The organism is Nocardiopsis aegyptia (assembly GCF_013410755.1).
GTDB lineage: Bacteria > Actinomycetota > Actinomycetes > Streptosporangiales > Streptosporangiaceae > Nocardiopsis > Nocardiopsis aegyptia.
Window position 1 is genome coordinate 1,557,619 of the sequence record NZ_JACCFS010000001.1, and the last position, 19,888, is coordinate 1,577,506.

Consider the following 19,888-nt stretch of genomic DNA (forward strand, 5'->3'; position numbering starts at 1 on the left):
CCTACCTGTAGTAACCCGAGAGGAGGTCGTGCGGTGTGCTCCACGGGGACGGTGTGTCCTTGGCGCCGAAGAAGTCGCCGCCCTTGCGCTGGGTGTCGTCGGTCCCCCAGTCCTCGTCCCGGCCGACCTTGCGCAGGCGGGGGATGTGCTTGCGGCAGTGGATATAGGCCTCCTCGACGTGGATCATGGTCCACATCATCGCCCGCTGCCCGGGCACCTCCGGCAGCGGCAGCCCCTGGATCCGGGGCCGCAGGTGCTCGTCCTCCACGAGCTTGGCCCGGCCGTTGACGTGGAGCCCGATGCGGTCGCGCTCGAAGTCGAGGAACATCAGCCCGATGTGCGGGTTCTCCATGATGTTCCCCGCGCTGGCGAACACACCGTTGCCGCGGTACTCGGGGTAGACCAGCGTCAGGTCGTCGACGACGTGCACGAATCCGGGAGGTCCGGCTCGGAAGCTGGAGTCGCACTCGCCCCTGCCGTCCGACGTGGCGATGAACAGCATCTCCTGCCGCGCGATGAACTCTCGCATCCGCGGGTTCAGCCGGTCCAGCATCTGGTCCTGGTAGAACCGGTCGGCCCGTGCGGCCGTCCCCGTCACCGCCTGGACATGGCGCTCGCCCGTGGTGCCCGGTGTGCGGTTCTGGTCGATCTCACTCATCTGCACGTACTTTCAGCGGGGCGTGGGGCGGGATGGGGGTGTCGGCCGACCGGTCATGGCGACGGGCGGTAGGCCCGGTCACGGCCCGGGACGTCGTAGGCGTGCCGCGGCGCGGGCGTCTGCGGGTTCCCGTGGGCGGGCGCACCGGAAGGCGCGGGTGCCTGCTGGTTCCCGTACGCGGGCGCCTGCTGGTTCCCGTACGCGGGTGCCTGCGGATTCCCGTGGGAGGGCGCCCCCGGGGGCGCGACCCCTGGGGAGGGCTGCGGAGCGCCGGGCGCGCGTCGTCGGGGGTTCGCCTGCTCGGCGGCCCGCTCCGCTCCGGCGAGCATGTTGGCGGTGATCCACTCGTAGACCAGCACCCACGCCGAGCTCATGGAGGACGTCCAGGTCGGCGAGATCTCGCTGACCGCGCGGACCAGGGACCGCCCGACGAAGGGGTAGTGCTCGGGCTTGACCTGCAGTTCCCTGTGGTGCTGCGCCCCCAGGTCCTGGAGGTAGCCGGCGACGTCGTCCGGGGAGTCGAGGTGCTGGACGACCTCCAGGAGCGCCGTGGCCATGCGCTTGTGCTGCGGACGCAGGTCGTCGGGGAACATCGCGCGGACGTCGGGCGCCATGGCGAAGAGGTTCTCGTAGAAGCGCTCGGCCAGCCGGGTGGATCCGGCGGGAAGTCGCGCGCACGAGGCGCGGACCGCTTCGATGACCGACTCGTCGGGCAAGGGGACTTCGGTGATGCGGCGGGGAGACAAGGGCAGTTCCAGGTGTTCGGGTAGCGGGGACGCACCGGAGGGAAGCGCTGGAGCACGGTGGGGGCACGGCGCGGAGGTCCGGACATGGGCGATCACCCCTGGACGGACCACCGAGGGCCGATCGGGCTTCAGGTCTTCGCTGCCGGGTTCATGCCTCGGGCTCTGGTGGAGCCGGCGGTCCGGAGACCGCCACGGCTCCCGGCGAGCTCACTCCGACGGGGCGGCGACGGTCCGGCCCCCTCGTCCGGGGTGCGGTCTCTGGCTGTACGGCGACAGTCCGCTGGAGTCACCTGTCGCACGCGGGCGTGCCCGGGGGCGAGGAGAAGGGATGCGGAGGCTGTCCGACAGTATCGAGAATGCGAGTTCCCTCAACGCTGCCTGGCCTTTTCCGGCCCCAGGATTCGCCGGCGGGCGACTCCTGGGAGCACATGTCGGGGAGGCTGTGGGCGCGTATGCACGCATACGTCGCTCTATGTGCCGATTTCGCGATGCACTGTAACAGATGTTCTTACGGGACACACAGTTACCGGCGTGTAACTTAAGCACCATATTCGGACGCCCGCATTCACACAGGACACAGGACCATTTCTCGACGGCCCTCAGAATGCCCGGGACCCCGGCTCCGGTCCTCCCCGATCGTCGGCCGCACGGCCGAACGGTCCCCGGATCGTGGCATGCTCGGTGTATGCCTGCACCCGCCCTGATCACCCTCATCGTCGGCGACGAGGAGCTGCTCGTCGACCGAGCCGTCGCCGCCGTCGTCGCGGCGGCCCGGGAGGCCGACCCCGGCGTGGACGTGCACGATCTGGTCCCCTCCCAGATCGGCGTGCACACCCTGGTCGAAGTCACCTCGCCGTCGCTGTTCGGTGACCGCCGGGTGGTCGTGCTCCGCTCCTCCCAGGACCTCACCAAGGATCTGGCCGCGACGGTCACCGACTACCTCAAGGCGCCCGCGGACGACGTCTACCTCGTGCTCACCCACGCGGGCGGGGCCAAGGGCAAGGCGCTGCTCCAGGCCGCGTCCAAGGCCGGAGCCCAGAGGATCGACTGCAAGGGGCCGAGCAAGGGCCCCGAACGCGTCGCCTTCGTCAAGGGCGAGTTCTCCGCGTCCGGCCGCCAGATAGCCCCCGACGCCGCACAGGCCCTGCTGGACGCGGTCGGCACCGAACTGCGGGAGATCGCCGCCGCCTGCACGCAGCTGATCGCCGACACCGAGGGCCGGGTCGACGCCGCCGCGGTCGCGCGCTACCACTCGGGCCGGGCCGAGGCCTCCGGCTTCACCGTCGCCGACCGTGCCGTCGAAGGTCGGCTGCCCGAGGCCCTGGAGCAGCTGCGCTGGTCGCTGTCGGTGGGCACCGCGCCGGTTCTGATCAACAGCGCCCTGGCGGGCGCCGTCCGCGGCATCGCCGTGGCCGCGCAGCCGCCGCGCGGTACCAGCGAGGCGGACCTGGCCAAGCGCGCCAAGGTCCCGCCGTGGAAGATGCGCACGCTGCGCCAGCAGGCACGGGGCTGGAGCTCGGCCGGGATCACCCGCGCGATGAGCGTGGTCGCCGAGACCGACGCCCTCATCAAGGGCGCCGGACGCGATCCCGAGTACGCGCTGGAGCGCGCCGTCATCGAGATCGCCCGCGCCCGCGGCACCCGCTGACCGTCCGCAACTCGCCGGACCCACGGAAACCGCTGAGCGCCCGGAATCCGCCGCCGACGGCGGGGCCGACCCTCAGCGGATGGTCTGGCCGCCCTGCCACACGCGCAGCGTGTGCAGGCCCATGGACCAGGCGAAGGCGCCCTCGTGGTCGGCGTCCCACTGGACCAGGTCGGCCAGGGTGCCGGGGACCAGCAGCCCCCGGTCGTTGAGTCCGAGGGCCCGGGCGCTGCCCACGGTCGCGGCGCTCAGCGCCTCCTGCACGGTCATCTCGAACATCGAGACGGCCAGCGAGATCACCAGCGGCATCGACATCGCGCCCGACTGGCCGGGGTTGTGGTCGGTGCCCAGTCCCACGGGCACGCCGTGGTCGAGCAGGGCGCGCACGGGTGGCATGCGCCGCTCGTGCAGCGACGTCGTCGGACAGGCCACCACCGGCGTGCGCGTGGCGGCCAGCGCAAGGATGTCCTGCTCGTCGGTCTCGTGGAGCAGGTCCACCGACGAGCACCCCAGTTCCGCGGCCATCCGGACCGCGCCGTGCCGCGGGCGCGAACACGCGTGCAGCGTCGTCCGCAGGCCCACGGACTGTCCCACCCCGAGCAGCATGTGCGCGTCCTCGGTGGTGAACTGCTGGTTGTCGCAGTACACGTCCACACCGTCGGCGCCCGCCAGGGCCGCGTCGCTGAGCCAGGACGCCGCGGCGCTCACGTACTCCTTGGGCCGGCCGAAGAACTCGGGCGGCACACCGTGCGCCGGGAAGAACGTGACGTGCAGGCGGGGCATGCCGGGCTCCTCCTCCAGGGAACGCAGCAGCCGCACGTCGGCGAGCTCGCCGTCCCTGGTCAGGTGGTAGCCGGTCTTGGCCTCCAGCGTCGTGCAGCCGGACAGCACCCAGTGCCGCAGCCGCTCGCGGACCGCGTTGCACAGGGTCCAGGGATCGGTGCCCCGCGTGATGGTGACCGTGGTCGAGACCCCGCCGCCCGCGGCGAAGATGTCGCCTCTGGAGGCACCCTTGGCCCACATGTTGACCTCGGCGTAGCGGTCGCCCGCGTACACCGGGTGGCAGTGGGCGTCGACCAGGCCCGGGGTGATCAGGCCGCCGCCGATGTTGACGACCTCGTCGACGTCGGTGAGGTCGTCCACGACGCCGGGGATGCGCTGGGGAAGCTCGGCCGCGGGGCCCACCCAGGCCACGCGGTCGTCGTGGATCAGGAGCGCCGCCTTGGTCAGCAGTTCGTTCCCGGTCCACAGCCGACCGATGTTGGTGAGCAGTACGACCGTCATGGAGTCAGTCCGACCTCGCCGGTTCAGATCCGCGTGCGCGGATGCGGGGCGTGGGCACGGGGTGCACACGCGGACGGGGCCGGGGGCTCTCCGCCGGGGGTCGCGGGAGAAAGACGGGAGGGCATGTGCTTCCTCGATTGTCTGCGGCGGTCCGACTGGCGCCGGCCCTGCGACCGCCGGGGCCGTCGCGATGCCGCCGCAGTGGATGGGGGAGGCTGTCGGGGGACAGCGGCCACTCTCGGCCAGTGCTCCAAAACCGTAGTCCATTCCCGGACTCCGTGTACACCTCTGCCGAACGACGAATGCGAGCGAACCGGAACGACACTCACAGGCACCAAGAGTGATGAACACCACCCGCACGCCCGTGAGCTGCTCTTTCGTCACCTGCTCCGCGCCACTCACGTGCGGCGGAGAACGTGAGCGCCCCGTCCCGCACAGTGAACGGGCCGGGACACCCGGTGGGCGTCCCGGCCCGTGACAGGCCGGAGTGCATCTGCTCAGGCGGTGCTGAGCACGTACTCCTCCAGCCGTGAGGCCAGCAGTTCGGGCACGAACGCGTGGATCGCGGTGCCGTCGCCGGTGTGCTCCTCGCTGAGGATGCGGCCCTCCTCGTGCACCTTGGCCACGAGGTCGCCCCGCGAGTACGGCACCAGGGCGTGCACCTCGTGCGCGAGCTCGGGCAGGGCCCCGGCGAGCGCCGCCACCAGTTCCGCGACTCCCTCGCCGGTGCGCGCGGAGACCTCGACGACGTCGGGGTAGCGCGTGCGCAGCGTCTTGAGGAGGTCGGGGTCGGCGGCGTCGACCTTGTTGACCACGACCAGCTCGGGCACGTCGGTGGCCTCGATGTCGGCGAACACCTCGTGGACCGCCCGGATCTGGCTCTCGGGGTCGGGGTGCGACCCGTCGACCACGTGCAGGATCAGGTCCGAGTCCGCGACCTCCTCCAGCGTGGAGCGGAACGCCTCCACGAGCTGGTGCGGCAGGTGCCGGACGAATCCGACCGTGTCGCTGAGCGTGAACGCCCGGCCGTCCGGCGTGCGCGCCTGGCGGACCGTGGGGTCCAGGGTGGCGAACAGGGCGTTCTCCACCAGCACCCCGGCTCCGGTGAGGCGGTTGAGCAGGCTGGACTTGCCGGCGTTGGTGTAGCCGGCGATCGCCACCGAGGGCACGTCGCGCGTGCGCCGCACGTCGCGCTTGACGTCGCGCGCGGTACGCATGTGCGCGAGCTGGCGCCGGAGCTTGGCCATCTTGTCGTTGATGCGCCGGCGGTCGGTCTCGATCTTGGTCTCACCGGGACCGCGCAGGCCCACTCCGCCGCCCGCTCCACCGCCGCCGGCACCGCCGGCCTGCCTGGAGAGCGAGTCACCCCAGCCGCGCAGTCGCGGCAGGAGGTAGCTGAGCTGGGCCAGTTCGACCTGGGCCTTGCCCTCGCTGCTGCGCGCGTGCTGGGCGAAGATGTCGAGGATCAGTGCGGTCCGGTCGACCACCTTGACCTTGACGACGTCCTCCAGCTGGCGCAGCTGTCCGGGCGTGAGCTCACCGTCGCAGATGACGGTGTCGGCCCCGGTCGCCATGACGATCTCACTGAGTTCGGCGGCCTTGCCCTTGCCGACGTAGGTGGCGGGGTCGGGCTTGGACCGGCGCTGGGTCAGACCCTCCAGGACGAGGGCGCCCGCGGTCTCGGCCAGGGCGGCGAGCTCGGTCAGTGAGTTGTCGGCGTCGGCCTGCGTGCCGTTGGTCCACACTCCGATCAGGACGACGCGCTCCAGGCGCAGCTTCCGGTACTCGACCTCGGTGACGTCGGTGAGTTCGGTGGACAGTCCCTGGACGCGCCGGAGCGCGTGGCGCTCGGCGAGTTCCATCTCGCCCCGGTCGGGTGAGGTGGTGGCCGGGTCGTCACCGCCGTGCTCCACGGCCGGTGCCCCGGTGGTGTCGATCCCGTCAGTGGCGGTGATCGCCGCACGGAACTCGTCCTCACCGACGGCCTCGCGGCCGGTCCGGGCGGTTCCGTGGTTGTCAGCTGTATTCATATCCCTCCAGGTGGGTCAACGCGTCCGGCGCTCCGGATCTTCCCGGTGCGACCATGGGTACGGGGTCGATCGTCGCACCTCACCGTCACCGTGGCACCTCAATTATCGCAGGAGGGGTGACGCGAGCCACGGTGCCGTGCGGGGTCAGAACCGCACAGAACTGGGGTATCCGCTCAAGAACCCCGGAAGTTTCCAGGAGAAGTTTGCGCAAGGTTCGCAGAACAGGAAACTAACTGGTCATGTGACCCGCGAGTGACGTTGACCGCTCGACATCAAGATAGTAGCTTCGTTTCCACATACCAGAATCAACTTTCGTATTGCGGAAGGTCTTCCATGGGCGCCACACACGGGGTCGAGATCACCGGCCCTCTCCACGACCGCTTCGACGAGATCCTGACCGAGGAGGCCCTCGACCTCGTCGCCGAGCTCCACCGCACCTTCGAGGCGCGCCGCCAGGAACTGCTCGCCGCGCGCCGGACCCGCCAGGACCAGGTCTCGGCCGGGACCGACCTCGACTTCCTCCCCGAGACCCGGCACATCCGCGAGGACGACAGCTGGAAGGTCGCCGACCCCGCCCCGGGCATCACCGACCGCCGCGTCGAGATCACCGGTCCCACGGACCGCAAGATGACCATCAACGCGCTCAACTCCGGCGCGAAGGTGTGGCTGGCCGACTTCGAGGACGCCAACACCCCGCTGTGGGAGAACATGATCGGCGGGCAGCTCAACCTGCGCGACGCGCTGGACCGCGCCATCGACTTCACCTCGCCCCAGGGCAAGACCTACGCCCTCAAGGACGACTCCGAGCTCGCCACCATCGTCGTGCGCCCGCGCGGCTGGCACCTGGACGAGAAGCACGTCCTCGTCGACGGCCGGCGCACCAGCGGCGGCATCGTCGACTTCGCGCTCTACTTCTTCCACTGCGCGCAGCGCCAGCTCGACAAGGGCAAGGGGCCGTACTTCTACCTGCCCAAGATGGAGAGCCACCTCGAGGCCCGGCTGTGGAACGACATCTTCGTCCTGGCGCAGGAGCGCCTGGGCATCCCCCGGGGCACCATCCGCGCCACCTGCCTGATCGAGACCATCCCGGCCGCGTTCGAGATGGAGGAGATCCTCTACGAGCTGCGTGAGCACTCCGCGGGCCTCAACGCGGGCCGCTGGGACTACCTGTTCAGCATCATCAAGACCCACCGCACCCGCGGGCGCCGCTTCCTGCTGCCCGAGCGCAACGCCGTGACCATGACCGCGCCCTTCATGCGCGCCTACACCGAGCTCCTGGTCAAGACCTGCCACAAGCGCGGCGCGCACGCCATCGGCGGCATGGCCGCGTTCATCCCCTCCCGCAAGGACGCCGAGGTCAACAAGACGGCCTTCGCCAAGGTCCGCGACGACAAGTCCCGCGAGTCCGGCGACGGCTTCGACGGCTCCTGGGTCGCCCACCCCGACCTGGTCCCGGTCGCCAAGGAGATCTTCGACGGCGTCCTGGGCGAGCGCCCGAACCAGATCGACAAGAAGCGCCCCGAGGTCGAGGTCTCGGCCGCCGACCTGCTCGCCGTCGACAAGACCGAGGGCGGCGTCACGCTCGCCGGCCTGCGCGGCAACATCAACGTCGCCCTGCAGTACCTGGCGACGTGGATGGGCGGCAACGGCGCGGTGGCCATCCACAACCTCATGGAGGACGCCGCCACCGCCGAGATCTCGCGCTCGCAGATCTGGCAGTGGCTGCACAACGACGTCACGCTCGACGGCGGCGAGAAGGTCACGGCCGAGCTGATCAAGCAGATCATCGACGAGGAGCTGGCCACCATCCGCGGCTCCCTCGGCGACGCCTTCGACGAGGCCCTGTACCAGCAGGCCAGCGAGCTCTTCACCGAGGTCGCGCTGGCCGACGACTACGTCGACTTCCTCACCCTGCCCGCCTACGAGCGCATGCCGTAGCACCGCACCGCCACGGCGGTCCGTCGTGCAGGACGGGCCGGTGGCGGACACCCGGGCGGCGCCCCTTGCCTCGGCAGGGGGCGCCGTCGTACGGTCCTTCCGAGGAACCTCCGGAGAGCGGAAAGCGCTTCTTGCGCTCTGGAAATCTCGGAAGGGAAGGCCCCATGTCCGAGTCGACACGCGTCGTGGCCCCGGCCCTGGACGCGCTCATTCCCCGGCTGCGCGAGATCTGCGGACCCGACGGTGTCCTGACCGACACCTCCCAGCGCCGCGTCTACGAGAGCGACGGCCTCACCCACCACCGCTCCCTGCCCGGCGTCGTCGTCCTGCCCACCACCGGTGAACAGGTCGCCGCCGTCCTGCGCCTGTGCTCCGAGCACGGCGTCCCCTTCGTCCCGCGGGGCGCGGGCACCGGGCTCTCGGCGGGAGCGCTTCCGCACACCGAGGGCGTGCTCGTGGTCACCTCGCGGATGCGCCGGATCATCGAGATCGACGTGGACAACGAGTGCGCCGTGGTCGAGCCCGGGGTCGCCAACCTCGACATCACCCGGGCCGCCGCACCGCACGGCTACTACTACGCGCCCGACCCCTCCAGCCAGCAGGTGTGCTCCGTGGGCGGCAACGTCGCGGAGAACTCCGGCGGCGCGCACTGCCTGAAGTACGGGTTCACCGTCAACCACGTGCGCGGACTGGACGTGGTCACCCCCGCCGGCGACCTGGTCCGCCTGGGCGGCAAGTCCCCCAACGCCCACGGCTACGACCTCATCGGCGCGTTCGTCGGCTCCGAGGGCACCCTCGGCGTCGCCACCCGGATCACGGTCGGGCTGACCCGGTCCCCACAGAAGACCGTCACCCTGCTCTCCGCCTTCCACTCCATGGACGCCGGAGGCCGCGCGGTCGGCGACATCATCGCCGCCGGGGTCCTGCCCTCGGCCGTGGAGATGATGGACGCCCTCGCCATCGAGGCCGCCGAGGAGGCCGTGGCCTGCGACTATCCCGAGGGTGCCGCCGCCGTGCTCATCGTGGAGCTGGACGGCCCGTCGGCGGAGGTCGACGCCCAGCTGGCCGAGGTGGAGCGGTTGTGCCACGGCGCGGGGTCGTTCGAGACGCGCACGGCCGTGGACGACCAGGAGCGCGCCCGGATCTGGAAGGGCCGCAAGTCCGCGTTCGCCGCGGTCGGCCGGATCAGCCCCGCCTACATCGTTCAGGACGGCGTCGTCCCGCGCACCGCCCTGCCCGACGTCCTGCGGGCGATCGCCGCGCTGTCCGCCTCCAGCGGCATCAGCGTCGCCAACGTCTTCCACGCCGGCGACGGCAACCTGCACCCCCTCGTGCTCTTCGACGACGCCGAGCCCGGCGCGGGAGCGCGCGCCGAGGTGGTCTCCGGCGCCATCCTCGACCTGTGCATCCAGCACGGCGGCTCCATCACCGGGGAGCACGGCGTGGGCGTGGACAAGGTCTGCACGATGCCGCGCATGTACGGGCCCGACGACCTGGAGACCTTCGACCTGCTGCGCCGGGCCTTCGATCCGGCGGGGATCGCCAACCCCGACAAGCTCCTGCCCACCCCGCGCCTGTGCGGCGAACAGCCGGGCGTGCGCAGGGGATCGCACCCCCTGGTGGATTCGGGGCAGGCGGAACAGTTCTGAGGCCGGCCCCGGTCCGGGCCGCCGACACGAGAGGGAGAGCGCGTGGCACTCGCTGAGCACCTGGTCGTCGAGGGCTGCGACCTTCGGGCGGGGTCCGCCGACGACGCCATAGGGGCGGCTGCGCCGGAGGCGCCCGCCGAGGGTGTCCCGCCCTCCCGCGAAGCGCCCCCGGGAGCGCTGATCCCCGCCCAGGTCGCCCGCCCCGCCGACACCGAGGCGCTCGCCCGCGTGATGGCGGCCGCCGCCCGCCACGGCCTGACCGTGGTCGCGCGCGGCCACGGCACCGCCTCCGACTGGGGCGCCCCGCCGCGCGCGCTGGACCTGCTCGTGGACACCACCGGCCTGTCGTGGATCGAGCACATCGCCGGCGACCTGGTCGTGGAGGTCGGCGCGGGCACGCCCATGCGCGAACTGACCGCCGTGCTGGCCGCCGCCGGGCAGCGCCTGTCCCACGATCCCGTCCGCGCGGACGCCACGGTGGGCGGCCTGCTGGCGACGGGGATGAGCGGCCCGCGCCGCCTTCTGACCGGAGCCCTGCGCGACCTGGTGATCGGCATGACCGTGGTGCGCGCCGACGGCGTGGTCGCCCGCAGCGGCGGCCGGGTGGTCAAGAACGTGGCGGGCTACGACCTCGCCAAACTGCACACCGGTGCGCTGGGCACCCTCGGGATCATCGCGTCGGTGGCCTTCCGCCTGCACCCCCTGCCGCCCGCGCTGCGCGTGGTCACCGCACGGGTCCCCTCCCTGGACCACGGCCGTCGGATGCTGGCCGCGCTGCGCGCCCGCACGGCCGTGCCCTCGGCGGTGGAGCTGGACTGGCCCGCGAACGAACCCTCCCACCTGCACGTGGTCCTGGAGGGCACCCCCGACGGCCTCCCCACCCGGGTCGACGACGTGTGCGCCGCCCTGCGCGGCGACACCGCGCCCGAGGTCGCCGGGGAACTACCGCCCGGGTGGGGCGTGCTCCCCGAGCGGGGCACGCTCGCGTTCCTCACGTGTCCCCCCGCCGAAGCGCTGCCCGTCGCGGCCCTGGCGTGCGAGGTGGCGCGCGCCGTCGGCGCCGACCTGCGCGTCCGCGGTTCGGCGCCCGACGGCGCGCTCCACGCGGCCTTCCCTCCGGGCACCGGTGCCGCCGCGGTCGCGCAGGTCGCCGCGGCGGTGCGCTCCCGGCCGGACTGCTCGCTGCGGGTGCTGCGCGCCGAGCCCGCCGTGCACGGGGCCGGGGTGGACCTGTGGGGCGAAGTACCCGGGCTGCCGCTGATGCGCGCGATCAAGGACTCCTTCGACCCCGGCCACCGCCTCGCCCCCGGGCGGTTCTCGGGCGGTATCTGACGGCGACCGAGCAAGGGAGACCCCCGTGAGCGACCGACCGGCCCCTGGAGCGGACGAGAGCCGGCGCCCCTTCGGCGCACTCCTCGACGACTGCGTCCACTGCGGGTTCTGCCTGCCCACGTGCCCCACGAACGTCCTGTGGGGCCAGGAGATGGACTCACCGCGCGGGCGGATCCACCTCATGACGCAGATGCACACCGACGACGTCCTGACCGAGACGGCCGTCGGGCACTTCGACAACTGCCTGGGCTGTCTGGCGTGCGTGTCCTCGTGTCCGTCGGGGGTGGCCTACGACGCCCTCATCGAACACACCCGCCACACGGTCGAGGAGGAGTACGAGCGCCCGCGCGGTGAACGGCTGCTGCGCGGTGCGATCTTCGCCCTGTTCCCCTACCGGCGCAGGCTCCGGCTGCTGCGCGGCCCGCTGCGCGCCTACCAGGCCAGCGGGGCGTCGTCGCTGGTCCGGCGGTCCGGGCTGCTGGACCGGCTCTCCCCGTCGCTGGCCACGATGGAGCGGGTGGCGCCGCCCCTGTCGGCCGCCCCTCCGCCGCTGCCCGGGCGCGTCGCCGCGGTCGGCCGGCCGCGCGCCCGCGTGGGCATGCTGGTCGGCTGTGTCCAGGGCGCGTTCTTCCCGGAGGTCAACACCGCGACGGCGCGCGTGCTGGCCATGGAGGGCTGTGACGTCGTCATCCCGCGCGACCAGGGCTGCTGCGGTGCCCTGTCCGGCCACACCGGGCGCCTGGCGGAGTCGGCCGGTTTCGCCCGGCGGCTGGTGGAGGTGTTCGAGCGCGAGGGCGTGGACCGCGTCGTCGTCAACTCGGCGGGGTGCGGCTCCAGCATGAAGCACCTCGACCGGACGCTGGAGGAGTCCGGCGCCGACGCGTCGTGGGTGCGGCGCGGCCGGGAGTTCTCTGCCAAGGTCGTCGACCTCACCGAGTTCCTCGTGGAGCTGGGCCCGCGCGCCGAGCGCCACCCGCTGCCGCTGCACGCGGCCTACCACGACGCCTGCCACCTCTCCCACGGCCAGGGCGTGACGAGCGCCCCGCGCGCACTGCTGTCGGCGATTCCGGAGCTGAGGCTCTCGGAGCTGCCCGACAGGGAGATCTGCTGCGGGTCGGCGGGCGTGTACAACCTGCTCAAACCGGAGCCCGCACGGGAGCTGGGCGACCGCAAGGCCGAGGGCGTGGTGGCGACCGGGGCCCCGGTCCTGGTGTCCGGCAACCCTGGGTGCACGCTGCAGATCGCCTCGGCGATGGAACGCGCGGGCGCCTCCGTGACGGTGACGCACACCGCACGGCTGCTGGACGCCTCTCTACGCGGCCTGAGTGTGGAGCGACTGCTCGGAAAGGGTTCGGCGGCGGGTCCGAAATCGACTGCGGCCCGCGATGAGATCCGATCCGATAAAGGGTAAACCGCGCGGATCCCTGACCTGCGCACACCACAAGAAGGACCCGAGGACCTGCACGAACGTGAATACGCGCAGGCCAGGACACCACCATTCGCGCCTTATCCCGGAAAGACGGTTTTCCCCGAAGAAGGCCATTGATAGCTGGCTCCCCTCTGGGTAGGTTCTCGTCCCGGAGGCCTCCGCAGAAAGGACCCAGCCAACGGCGGCCCCGGAGAGGGATAAATGAATATATGGAAGAGGACCGTCGCGATCCTGCTCATGGGAGCGAGCATCGGTCTCGGCGCGGCCGGCGTCGCCGCCGCACGCGAGGTCACCCATGTCGGCGGCGGTACCTGGTACCACGGACTCACCTCGGCGAGGGTGTACTCCAACTACTTCCACTCCACCCGCTGCCACGGATCGACCGCGGAGGGCACCTACACCTACCGCAGCGCGACCGTCGCCGCCGGATACACGTCCGAGGCCTCGGCCCCCCGTGCCCTCTACAACAACAAGACGTACTGGCGGGCGTGCTGACACCGACACGTACCGGCGCGCCGACGCACCGGCGCGCCGACGCACCGGCGCGCCGACGGCCCGCCGAACACCGCGATCGGCGGGCCACGGAACCTCCGACCGCCCCAAGGACCCCATGCCTCGCCGGATCATCGTCTTCGCCCACACGGCGCTCCTCTTCCTCGCCGCGCTCATCGCCTTCCTGTTGTGCTCCGGGGTCGAGACGACGCTGCAGCTTCCCGCCGAGCGGGCGGGAAGCGTGTGGATCGTCGACAACGACGGCACCCACGACACCGACGAGGTCGCGACCACCGTCCGCCGGTTCTCCGAGGAGCACGACGCGGCCGTCGGGTTCGTCGCCCGCGACACGGCCGACCTGGCGATGCACACCCACGTGTACCTGGCCGCCCCCGATCCCGCCTCGCGCGAGGCCGCCTGGCTCACCGACGGCTATCCGGCCTTCAACCCCGGTTACAGCGTCGACGTGCACCCGCTGGAGGAGTTCGCCGACATCGGGCCCAACGGGTACTACTTCGTCTTCGGCGCCCCGGAGGCCGCCCCGGCCCTGGAGGAGGCGCTCGCCGCCGACGGTCTGAGCACCGCTCCCGGCTCGACCACCACCGAGCTGTGGCACTTCTTCGCGGGCGGCCACATGCTCAACCTCGCCGTGATCGCCCTCCTGGTCGTCGCCTCGGCGACCTCGGCCGGGGTCCTGCTCGCCTCGCGCGACTACGCGGTCCTCCGGCTGAACGGCCATTCCTACGGCAGGATCCTCCTGGCCGACCTGGCGGGGATCGGCCGCCTGTGGGCCCTCCTCCTTCCCGCCGCCACCGTCGCGGTCCTGGCGCTACTCGGCCTCTACAACGGGTGGGACCAGCTCTGGTTCTACACGCGGATCGCTCTGACCTGCGCGGCACTGCTCGCCGCCGCGGCCGTGGCGGTGCACGCGCTCACGCTGGCCCTCGTCCACGCCACCGCGATCCTGCCCGCCCTCGGTGGCCGCGTCCCCGTGCGCGGCACACTCGCCGCGATCTACCTGGTCCGGGTCCCGGTCCTGCTCCTGGCGCTGACACTCATCGGCACGGTCGTGGCCACCGCCCAGACCGTCCGCGACCAGCACACCGCGCTGGACCTGTACGCCGAGCACGGCGACACGTCCCACCTGGCGCTGAGCCCCCACTACGGCTGGGTCGACGAGGAGGACTACGCCGCCCTGGACGCGACGGTCGGCCCGTGGCTGCGCGAGGCCGACCGCGACGGCGACATGGTGCTCGCCATCCGCCTCGCCCCCGAGCAGTGGAACGGCCCCACGGCCGGATCGTCCGACCACGAGGCGCTCGTGGTCAACGACACCTACCTCGCCGAGCAGCGGATCACCGCCCCCGACGGAAGCCGCCACGGCGCCGGCGACGGTGCGCGCGTCCTCCTGCCCGAGTCACTGGCCGCCGACGAGGACGCCGTCACCGAGAACGTGCGTGCCTGGCTGGACCTGGCGTCGGGGGACGCCGCCGCCCCGCCCGTGAGCGTGCTGCCCTCCGCCGACGGCCAGACCCTGTTCACCTACGGCTCGCAGTCGTCGGCACGCTCCCCGTTCCTGCCGCGGGTCACGGACCCGGTCGTCATCGCCCTCCCCAACGGCGGCGTCCTGTCCGACACGAGCTACGCGAACCACCTGACCTCACGGGCCACCGTCTTCCCCGACCCCTCCGTGCCCCGGGCCTTCCGCGCGGAGAACCCCGACGCGGCGCGGTACATCATCGCGGTGGAGACGCTGACCACCACCGCACGGCACGACCTCGACGTCCACCGCACGATCCTGCGCAGCGAGCTGTTCAACCTCGTCGGCGTCGGCGCGGTGCTGATGGTGACCGCCATCGGCGCGTGCCTGGTCTACGTGCGCGCCCGGGCCCAGCACATCTTCGTCCGGCACATCAGCGGGTGGACGTTCGCCGCCACCCACCGCAGGCTGCTCCTGGCCGAGGCGGGCATCGCGGTGGCGTTCGTGGGCTGGGCCACCGGTGACACCCTCGCCGCGCTGGCCGTCCGGAACGATCCGACCGGGTACACACCGCCCGACCTGCGGGCCACGACGGGGGCCGAACCCCTCTACGCCCTGGGGATCGCGCTGGCCTCGCTGGCGATCACCGCGGCGGCACTCGTCCACTTCCACCGCCGTATCGTCCGTGAGGGCGACTCGCAGGCCTGACCGATCCGAGGAACACCATGATCACCGTGCGGAACCTGTCCAAGTCCTTCGGAGCGCGCACCCTGTGGGAGGACCTCGACCTGACCGTCGAGGCGGGCCGCATGCTCGCGCTGGTGGGGGCCAGCGGATCGGGCAAGACGACGCTGCTCAACTGCCTGGGCCTGCTGGAACGGCCCAGCGGCGGCCGGATCCTGTTCGAGGGCACCGACGTCACCCGCCTGGGCCCGCGCGGGCGGCGCCGCTTCCGCCGGGACGAGCTGGGTTACCTGTTCCAGGACTACGCGCTGATCGAGGACGCCACCGTCCGGGCCAACCTCGCGGTCGCCCGTCGACGCGGCTCACCCGACGACGAGTCGGTCCTGGGTCGGGTGGGGCTCGCCGGGCGGGCGCAGGAGAAGGTGCACCGGCTGTCCGGCGGAGAGCGGCAGCGGGTGGCCCTGGCACGGCTCCTGGTCAAGCAGCCGTCCCTGGTCCTGGCCGACGAGCCGACCGGCGCGCTGGACTCCGGCAACGGTGCGATGGTGGTCGACGTGCTGCGGGAGCTGAGCCGCGAGGGCCGCGCGGTGGTCATCGCGACCCACAACGCGCGCGTGCGCGACGCCTGCGACTCCGCGTTCGACGTGAGCGCCCGCAGGACGCCGGCGACCTCCTGACCCGGCGGTGCGCCGCACGTGCCCCGCGAAGCGCGCGGACGGCGTCGTCATGCTCCGGTGAGGGTGAGGAAGCGGTCCACGGCGATGCGCGCCTGGACACCGATGGCGTCCTCGGAGGGCGGGCGCTCGCCCAGGAGCACGCGGATCTGGAGGTCGCGGACCACCAGGCCGTAGAAGAGCCGGAACGCCTCCTCCGGATCGTCGATGCGCAGAACGCCCTCCTCCGCCAGGTGGGACAGGAACTCGGCGACCAGCGGGCCGGTGGTGTGCCGACCGTGCCGCAACAGGAGTCCGGCCAGCTCGGGTGAGGTCATGGCCGCACGGTTGAGCGCAGCGGAGACGTCGCCGACGAGCAGCGTGAGCAGGTTCCGCGCGACGGCGGTGAGTGTGTCGCGCGGGTCGGCCGACCGGTCGAGGGCGGTCGTGACCGCCGTGTTGACCCGCTCGGCCTGCCACTCGACGAGGGCGGCGAGCAGCCCCTGGCGGTCGCCGAACCAGGCGTACAGGCTCTCCTTCGAGGATCCGGCACGGGTCGCCACGGCCTGCATGGTGATCCCGGTGGCCCCGCGTTCGAGTAGTTCGGCGAGCGCGGCCTCCAGCGCGGCCCGGCGCCGTCGGGCCTGCTCGCCCGCACGGGGCCGACCCCTGCGTGAACCTCCTCCTGCCACCATGGGCACCTCCGGGCCTTCCCTTGATCCGAACGCTTGGGTACGATTAAAAGCGAACCCGAGGGTTCCATTATTCGCCACCGCCCCGGAGGTCCCCGTGGCAGCACTTCTCTCCCCCCGAACCGCCTCGAACCCGCCCTCGGCGACGGTCCGTTTCGCCCAGGGCCTGGTCCTGGGGTCGGCCGCCATCGCCATGGGGCTCATCGCGGGCTTCTTCTACGCCTACGCCTGCTCGGTCATGTTCGGACTCGCCCGCGTGGACGACCGCACGTTCATCGACACCATGCAGTGGATCAACGCCACGGTGCGCAACCGGTGGTTCGCCCCCGGCTTCTTCGGTGCGCTCCTCCTGACCGCCCTCGCGGTTCTGCTCCACCTGCCGCGCGGCCGGCGACGCGTGCTGGTGTGGGCCGCCCCGGCCTTCGCCCTGTACGCCGCGGCCTTCGGCATCACCCTGGGGGTCAACGTGCCGCTCAACCAGGAGCTGGCCGCGGCCGGGGATCCCGCGCTCCTCAGGGACCCCGCCGCCGTCCGCGCCGCCTTCGAAGGCCCGTGGACGGCCTGGAACACCGTTCGTACCGTCGCCGCCACCGCCGCACTCGCCTGTCTGCTCCGGGCCCTGGTCGTGTACGGCGGGGCGCCCGGCCCCGGCGCCAGGACTACACCAGGACGGTCTCGCCCTCGGCGACGATGACGGCCGGGCCCCTCAGGCGGGCTCCGTCGGCGTCCAGGTACACCGTGCACTCCCCGCCGAGCACGCGCACGCGCCACGTGGCGCCCTCGCCCTCGGGGGTCGCCGCGGAGGCGGCGGCGACGATGCCCGTGCCGCACGAGCGCGTCTCGCCCGAGCCGCGCTCGTAGACCCGCATCTCCAGCACGCCCGGCGCCACCTGGGCGTAGACCTCGACGTTGGCGCCCTGGGGGAAGGCCTCGGTGTCCAGTTCCGGCAGCTGGGACAGGTCGACGTCGGCGACCGGCCCCTCGACCTCGCAGGCCAGGTGCGGGTTGCCGACGGAGATCTGCGCCCCGTGGACGACCTGGCGGGCGAGCTTGGCCGAGGAGGTGCCCTGCATCTCCACCCGGCCCATGTCGATGGTGATGTCGCCGTCCGCCTCGACCGACACGCCCTTGGCGCCGTCGCGGGTACCGACCTCGAACCGGTCGCCGGTGACCAGGCCCGCGTGGAGCAGGTAGCGGGCGAACACCCGCACCCCGTTGCCGCACATCTCGGCCACCGAGCCGTCGGCGTTCCGGTAGTCCATGAACCACTCGGTCCGCTCGGCGGTGCGCGCCGCCGGGGCCAGGGCCTCGCCGAGCGCCCGCGTGCGCACGACTCGCAGGATGCCGTCGCCGCCGATGCCCGCGCGGCGGTCGCACAGCAGGCGGACGGTCTCCTTCGTGAGGTCGGTCTCCCCGTCGGGGTCGGGGAGGATCACGAAGTCGTTCTCTGTTCCGTGGCCCTTGGCGAATCGCATGCGGACCATCCTAGGGCGTGTTCGCTCGCCGGAGGGAACACGACCGTGGCAGGCGATCACATGGCTAGGGTGGAGTGATGATCAAGGTGATCGCGGTCGTGGGCCCGACCGCTGTGGGCAAGTCCGACCTCGCCGTCGACGTGGCACTCCGCCTGGAGGAACGCACCGGTCGCCGCGGCGAGGTGATCAACGCGGACTCCATGCAGCTGTACCGCGGCATGGACATCGGCACCGCCAAGATGCCCGAACCGGAGCGGCGCGGTGTCCCCCACCACCTGCTCGACGTCTGGGAGGTCACCGAACCCGCCGACGTGGCCAGCTACCAGGCGATGGCCCGCGAACGCGTGGAGGAGTGCGCCGAGCGCGACGTCATCCCCGTCCTGGTCGGCGGCTCCGGCCTGTACGTGCGGGCCGTCCTGGACCACCTGGAGTTCCCCGGCACCGACCCCGCCGTGCGCGCCAGGCTGGAGGGGGAGCTGGCCGACGCCGGCCCGGGCGTCCTGCACGCCCGCCTGGCCGAGGCCGATCCCGCCGCGGCACGGGCCATCCTGCCGGGCAACGGCCGCCGGATCGTCCGCGCGCTGGAGGTCATCGAACTCACCGGCCGCCCCTTCACCGCCACGCTGCCCGACCACACCTCGTACTACCCCTGCCTGCAGATCGGGCTGACCGCTCCGCGCCCGGAGCTGGACACGCGCATCGACACCCGCGTGGAGCGCATGTGGGAGCAGGGGCTGCTGGAGGAGGTCCGGCGGCTGGACGGACACGGGCTGCGGGAGGGCCGCACCGCCTCGCGCGCCCTGGGCTACGCGCAGGCCCTGGAGCAGCTCGACGGGACCCTGTCCGAGGAGGACGCCAAGGCGGCCACCGCGCAGGCCACCCGGCGCTTCGCCCGCCGTCAGGAGTCGTGGTTCCGCCGCGACCCGCGGATCCGCTGGCTGCCCTACGACAGCGCCGAGCTCACCGACCGGGCCCTGGCCCTGGTGGACACCGCTCTGGCCGGGGCGCCCGACGTCCCCGAGGAGGCCCTGGTGGACGTGGCCACCGTGATGCCGGGGTTCCGGGGCGCGGACGGGTAGGCACGGCCGCGCCCGCGCGCTGCGCCACGGTACGGGCGGGCCCTCAGCTCCGCGGGGTGCGCAGGTGGATGCGCTCGCCCTGCTTCCCGAAGAGGCTGAGGACCTCCACGCCGCCGCGTCCGGCGGCCCCGAACCAGTGCGGGATCCGGCAGTCGAACTCGGCCGCCTCCCCCTCCCCCATGACGAAGTCGCGTTCGCCCAGTCGCACGCGCAGCCGTCCGCGCAGCACATAGAGCCACTCGTGGCCGGTGTGGGTCCGCGGGTGGGGCTCCTCGTCGTGCGCGGGGATGGTCAGCTTGTACGCGCGCGGTTCGCCCTGCTGCCGTGACAGCGGGATGAGCACCCGGCCGTCCTTCCTGGTGGGGTGCTGCGGCACGCGCGGGTCGACGATCCTCGGAGCCGCGACGATCTCGTCGAGTGGCACGCCGAGCGCCGCGGTGATCGGCAGGAGGAGTTCGAGGCTCGGCTTGCGCTGGGCCGATTCCAGCCGCGAGAGCGTACTGGTCGAGATCCCGGTGGCCCGTGCGAGGCGGGCCAGGCTGACGCCCTTCCTCGTGCGGGCGCGGCGCAGGCGGGGCGCGATCTGCTCGATCGCGGCGTCGACGCTGGGTTGGTCGTCCAT

The 19,888-nt window shown here is 72.2% G+C and carries 17 protein-coding genes; 10 read left to right on the top strand and 7 right to left on the bottom strand.

Features of this window, described 5'->3' with window-relative positions; all coding sequences use genetic code 11:
• Position 1: 1 nt before the first annotated feature.
• The gene (locus HNR10_RS07100; protein ID WP_179821809.1) at positions 2-658 is read right to left on the bottom strand and encodes a pyridoxamine 5'-phosphate oxidase family protein; all 657 of its coding nucleotides are present in this window, start codon (positions 656-658) and stop codon (positions 2-4) included.
• Positions 659-711: 53 nt separating this feature from the next.
• Positions 712-1,374, bottom strand: a complete 663-nt coding sequence (locus HNR10_RS07105) for a globin domain-containing protein (protein ID WP_312889143.1) — start codon at positions 1,372-1,374, stop codon at positions 712-714.
• A 715-nt stretch (positions 1,375-2,089) separates the two neighbouring features.
• Between HNR10_RS07105 and holA the strand changes: the two genes are divergently transcribed.
• The gene (gene holA / locus HNR10_RS07110) at positions 2,090-3,052 is read left to right on the top strand and encodes a DNA polymerase III subunit delta (protein WP_179821813.1); all 963 of its coding nucleotides are present in this window, start codon (positions 2,090-2,092) and stop codon (positions 3,050-3,052) included.
• Between the two features lie 72 nt (positions 3,053-3,124).
• Here the strand turns inward: holA and HNR10_RS07115 are convergent, their stop codons facing one another.
• Together HNR10_RS07115 and hflX are read right to left on the bottom strand one after the other, a co-directional pair.
• Positions 3,125-4,333, bottom strand: a complete 1,209-nt coding sequence (locus HNR10_RS07115; protein WP_179821815.1) for an amidohydrolase family protein — start codon at positions 4,331-4,333, stop codon at positions 3,125-3,127.
• Positions 4,334-4,830: 497 nt separating this feature from the next.
• The gene (hflX, locus tag HNR10_RS07120) at positions 4,831-6,363 is read right to left on the bottom strand and encodes a GTPase HflX (RefSeq protein WP_179821818.1); all 1,533 of its coding nucleotides are present in this window, start codon (positions 6,361-6,363) and stop codon (positions 4,831-4,833) included.
• A 333-nt stretch (positions 6,364-6,696) separates the two neighbouring features.
• Between hflX and aceB the strand changes: the two genes are divergently transcribed.
• The 7 genes from aceB to HNR10_RS07155 all read left to right on the top strand — a co-directional run bounded on the left by aceB (position 6,697) and on the right by HNR10_RS07155 (position 16,044).
• Positions 6,697-8,301, top strand: a complete 1,605-nt coding sequence (gene aceB, locus HNR10_RS07125; RefSeq protein ID WP_179821819.1) for a malate synthase A — start codon at positions 6,697-6,699, stop codon at positions 8,299-8,301.
• Positions 8,302-8,465: 164 nt separating this feature from the next.
• On the top strand, positions 8,466-9,950 hold the full coding sequence (locus HNR10_RS07130) for an FAD-linked oxidase C-terminal domain-containing protein (protein WP_179821821.1): 1,485 nt from the start codon (positions 8,466-8,468) through the stop codon (positions 9,948-9,950).
• Between the two features lie 42 nt (positions 9,951-9,992).
• Positions 9,993-11,282 carry an FAD-binding oxidoreductase gene (locus HNR10_RS07135; RefSeq protein ID WP_312889144.1) on the top strand — a complete coding sequence of 430 codons (1,290 nt, stop codon included), beginning with the start codon at positions 9,993-9,995 and terminating at the stop codon, positions 11,280-11,282.
• A gap of 25 nt (positions 11,283-11,307) precedes the next feature.
• Positions 11,308-12,693, top strand: a complete 1,386-nt coding sequence (locus tag HNR10_RS07140) for a (Fe-S)-binding protein (protein WP_179821823.1) — start codon at positions 11,308-11,310, stop codon at positions 12,691-12,693.
• Between the two features lie 219 nt (positions 12,694-12,912).
• On the top strand, positions 12,913-13,206 hold the full coding sequence (locus HNR10_RS07145) for a lactococcin 972 family bacteriocin (RefSeq protein WP_179821825.1): 294 nt from the start codon (positions 12,913-12,915) through the stop codon (positions 13,204-13,206).
• Between the two features lie 115 nt (positions 13,207-13,321).
• Positions 13,322-15,391 (top strand): hypothetical protein, encoded by a 2,070-nt coding sequence (locus HNR10_RS07150; protein ID WP_179821827.1) that lies wholly within the window; start codon positions 13,322-13,324, stop codon positions 15,389-15,391.
• Between the two features lie 17 nt (positions 15,392-15,408).
• A complete protein-coding gene (locus HNR10_RS07155) occupies positions 15,409-16,044 on the top strand; it encodes an ABC transporter ATP-binding protein (protein WP_179821829.1) in 636 nt (211 codons plus the stop codon).
• Between the two features lie 47 nt (positions 16,045-16,091).
• Here HNR10_RS07155 and HNR10_RS07160 read toward each other — a convergent pair whose 3' ends face one another.
• A complete protein-coding gene (locus tag HNR10_RS07160) occupies positions 16,092-16,715 on the bottom strand; it encodes a TetR/AcrR family transcriptional regulator C-terminal domain-containing protein (protein ID WP_246406097.1) in 624 nt (207 codons plus the stop codon).
• 94 nt (positions 16,716-16,809) lie between these two features.
• On the opposite strand from HNR10_RS07160, the gene HNR10_RS07165 reads away from it, so the two are divergent.
• Complete coding sequence (locus HNR10_RS07165; protein ID WP_312889145.1) at positions 16,810-17,406, top strand: anthrone oxygenase family protein; 597 nt, start codon at positions 16,810-16,812, stop codon at positions 17,404-17,406.
• Here HNR10_RS07165 and dapF read toward each other — a convergent pair.
• On the bottom strand, positions 17,372-18,196 hold the full coding sequence (gene dapF / locus HNR10_RS07170) for a diaminopimelate epimerase (RefSeq protein WP_179821831.1): 825 nt from the start codon (positions 18,194-18,196) through the stop codon (positions 17,372-17,374). The two genes, HNR10_RS07165 and dapF, sit on opposite strands and share 35 nt — an antisense overlap.
• A gap of 68 nt (positions 18,197-18,264) precedes the next feature.
• Between dapF and miaA the strand changes: the two genes are divergently transcribed.
• Positions 18,265-19,266, top strand: coding sequence for a tRNA (adenosine(37)-N6)-dimethylallyltransferase MiaA (gene miaA / locus HNR10_RS07175; protein WP_179821833.1), 1,002 nt, complete (start codon positions 18,265-18,267; stop codon positions 19,264-19,266).
• 43 nt (positions 19,267-19,309) lie between these two features.
• Here miaA and HNR10_RS07180 read toward each other — a convergent pair whose 3' ends face one another.
• On the bottom strand, positions 19,310-19,888 hold the full coding sequence (locus tag HNR10_RS07180) for a helix-turn-helix domain-containing protein (protein WP_179821834.1): 579 nt from the start codon (positions 19,886-19,888) through the stop codon (positions 19,310-19,312).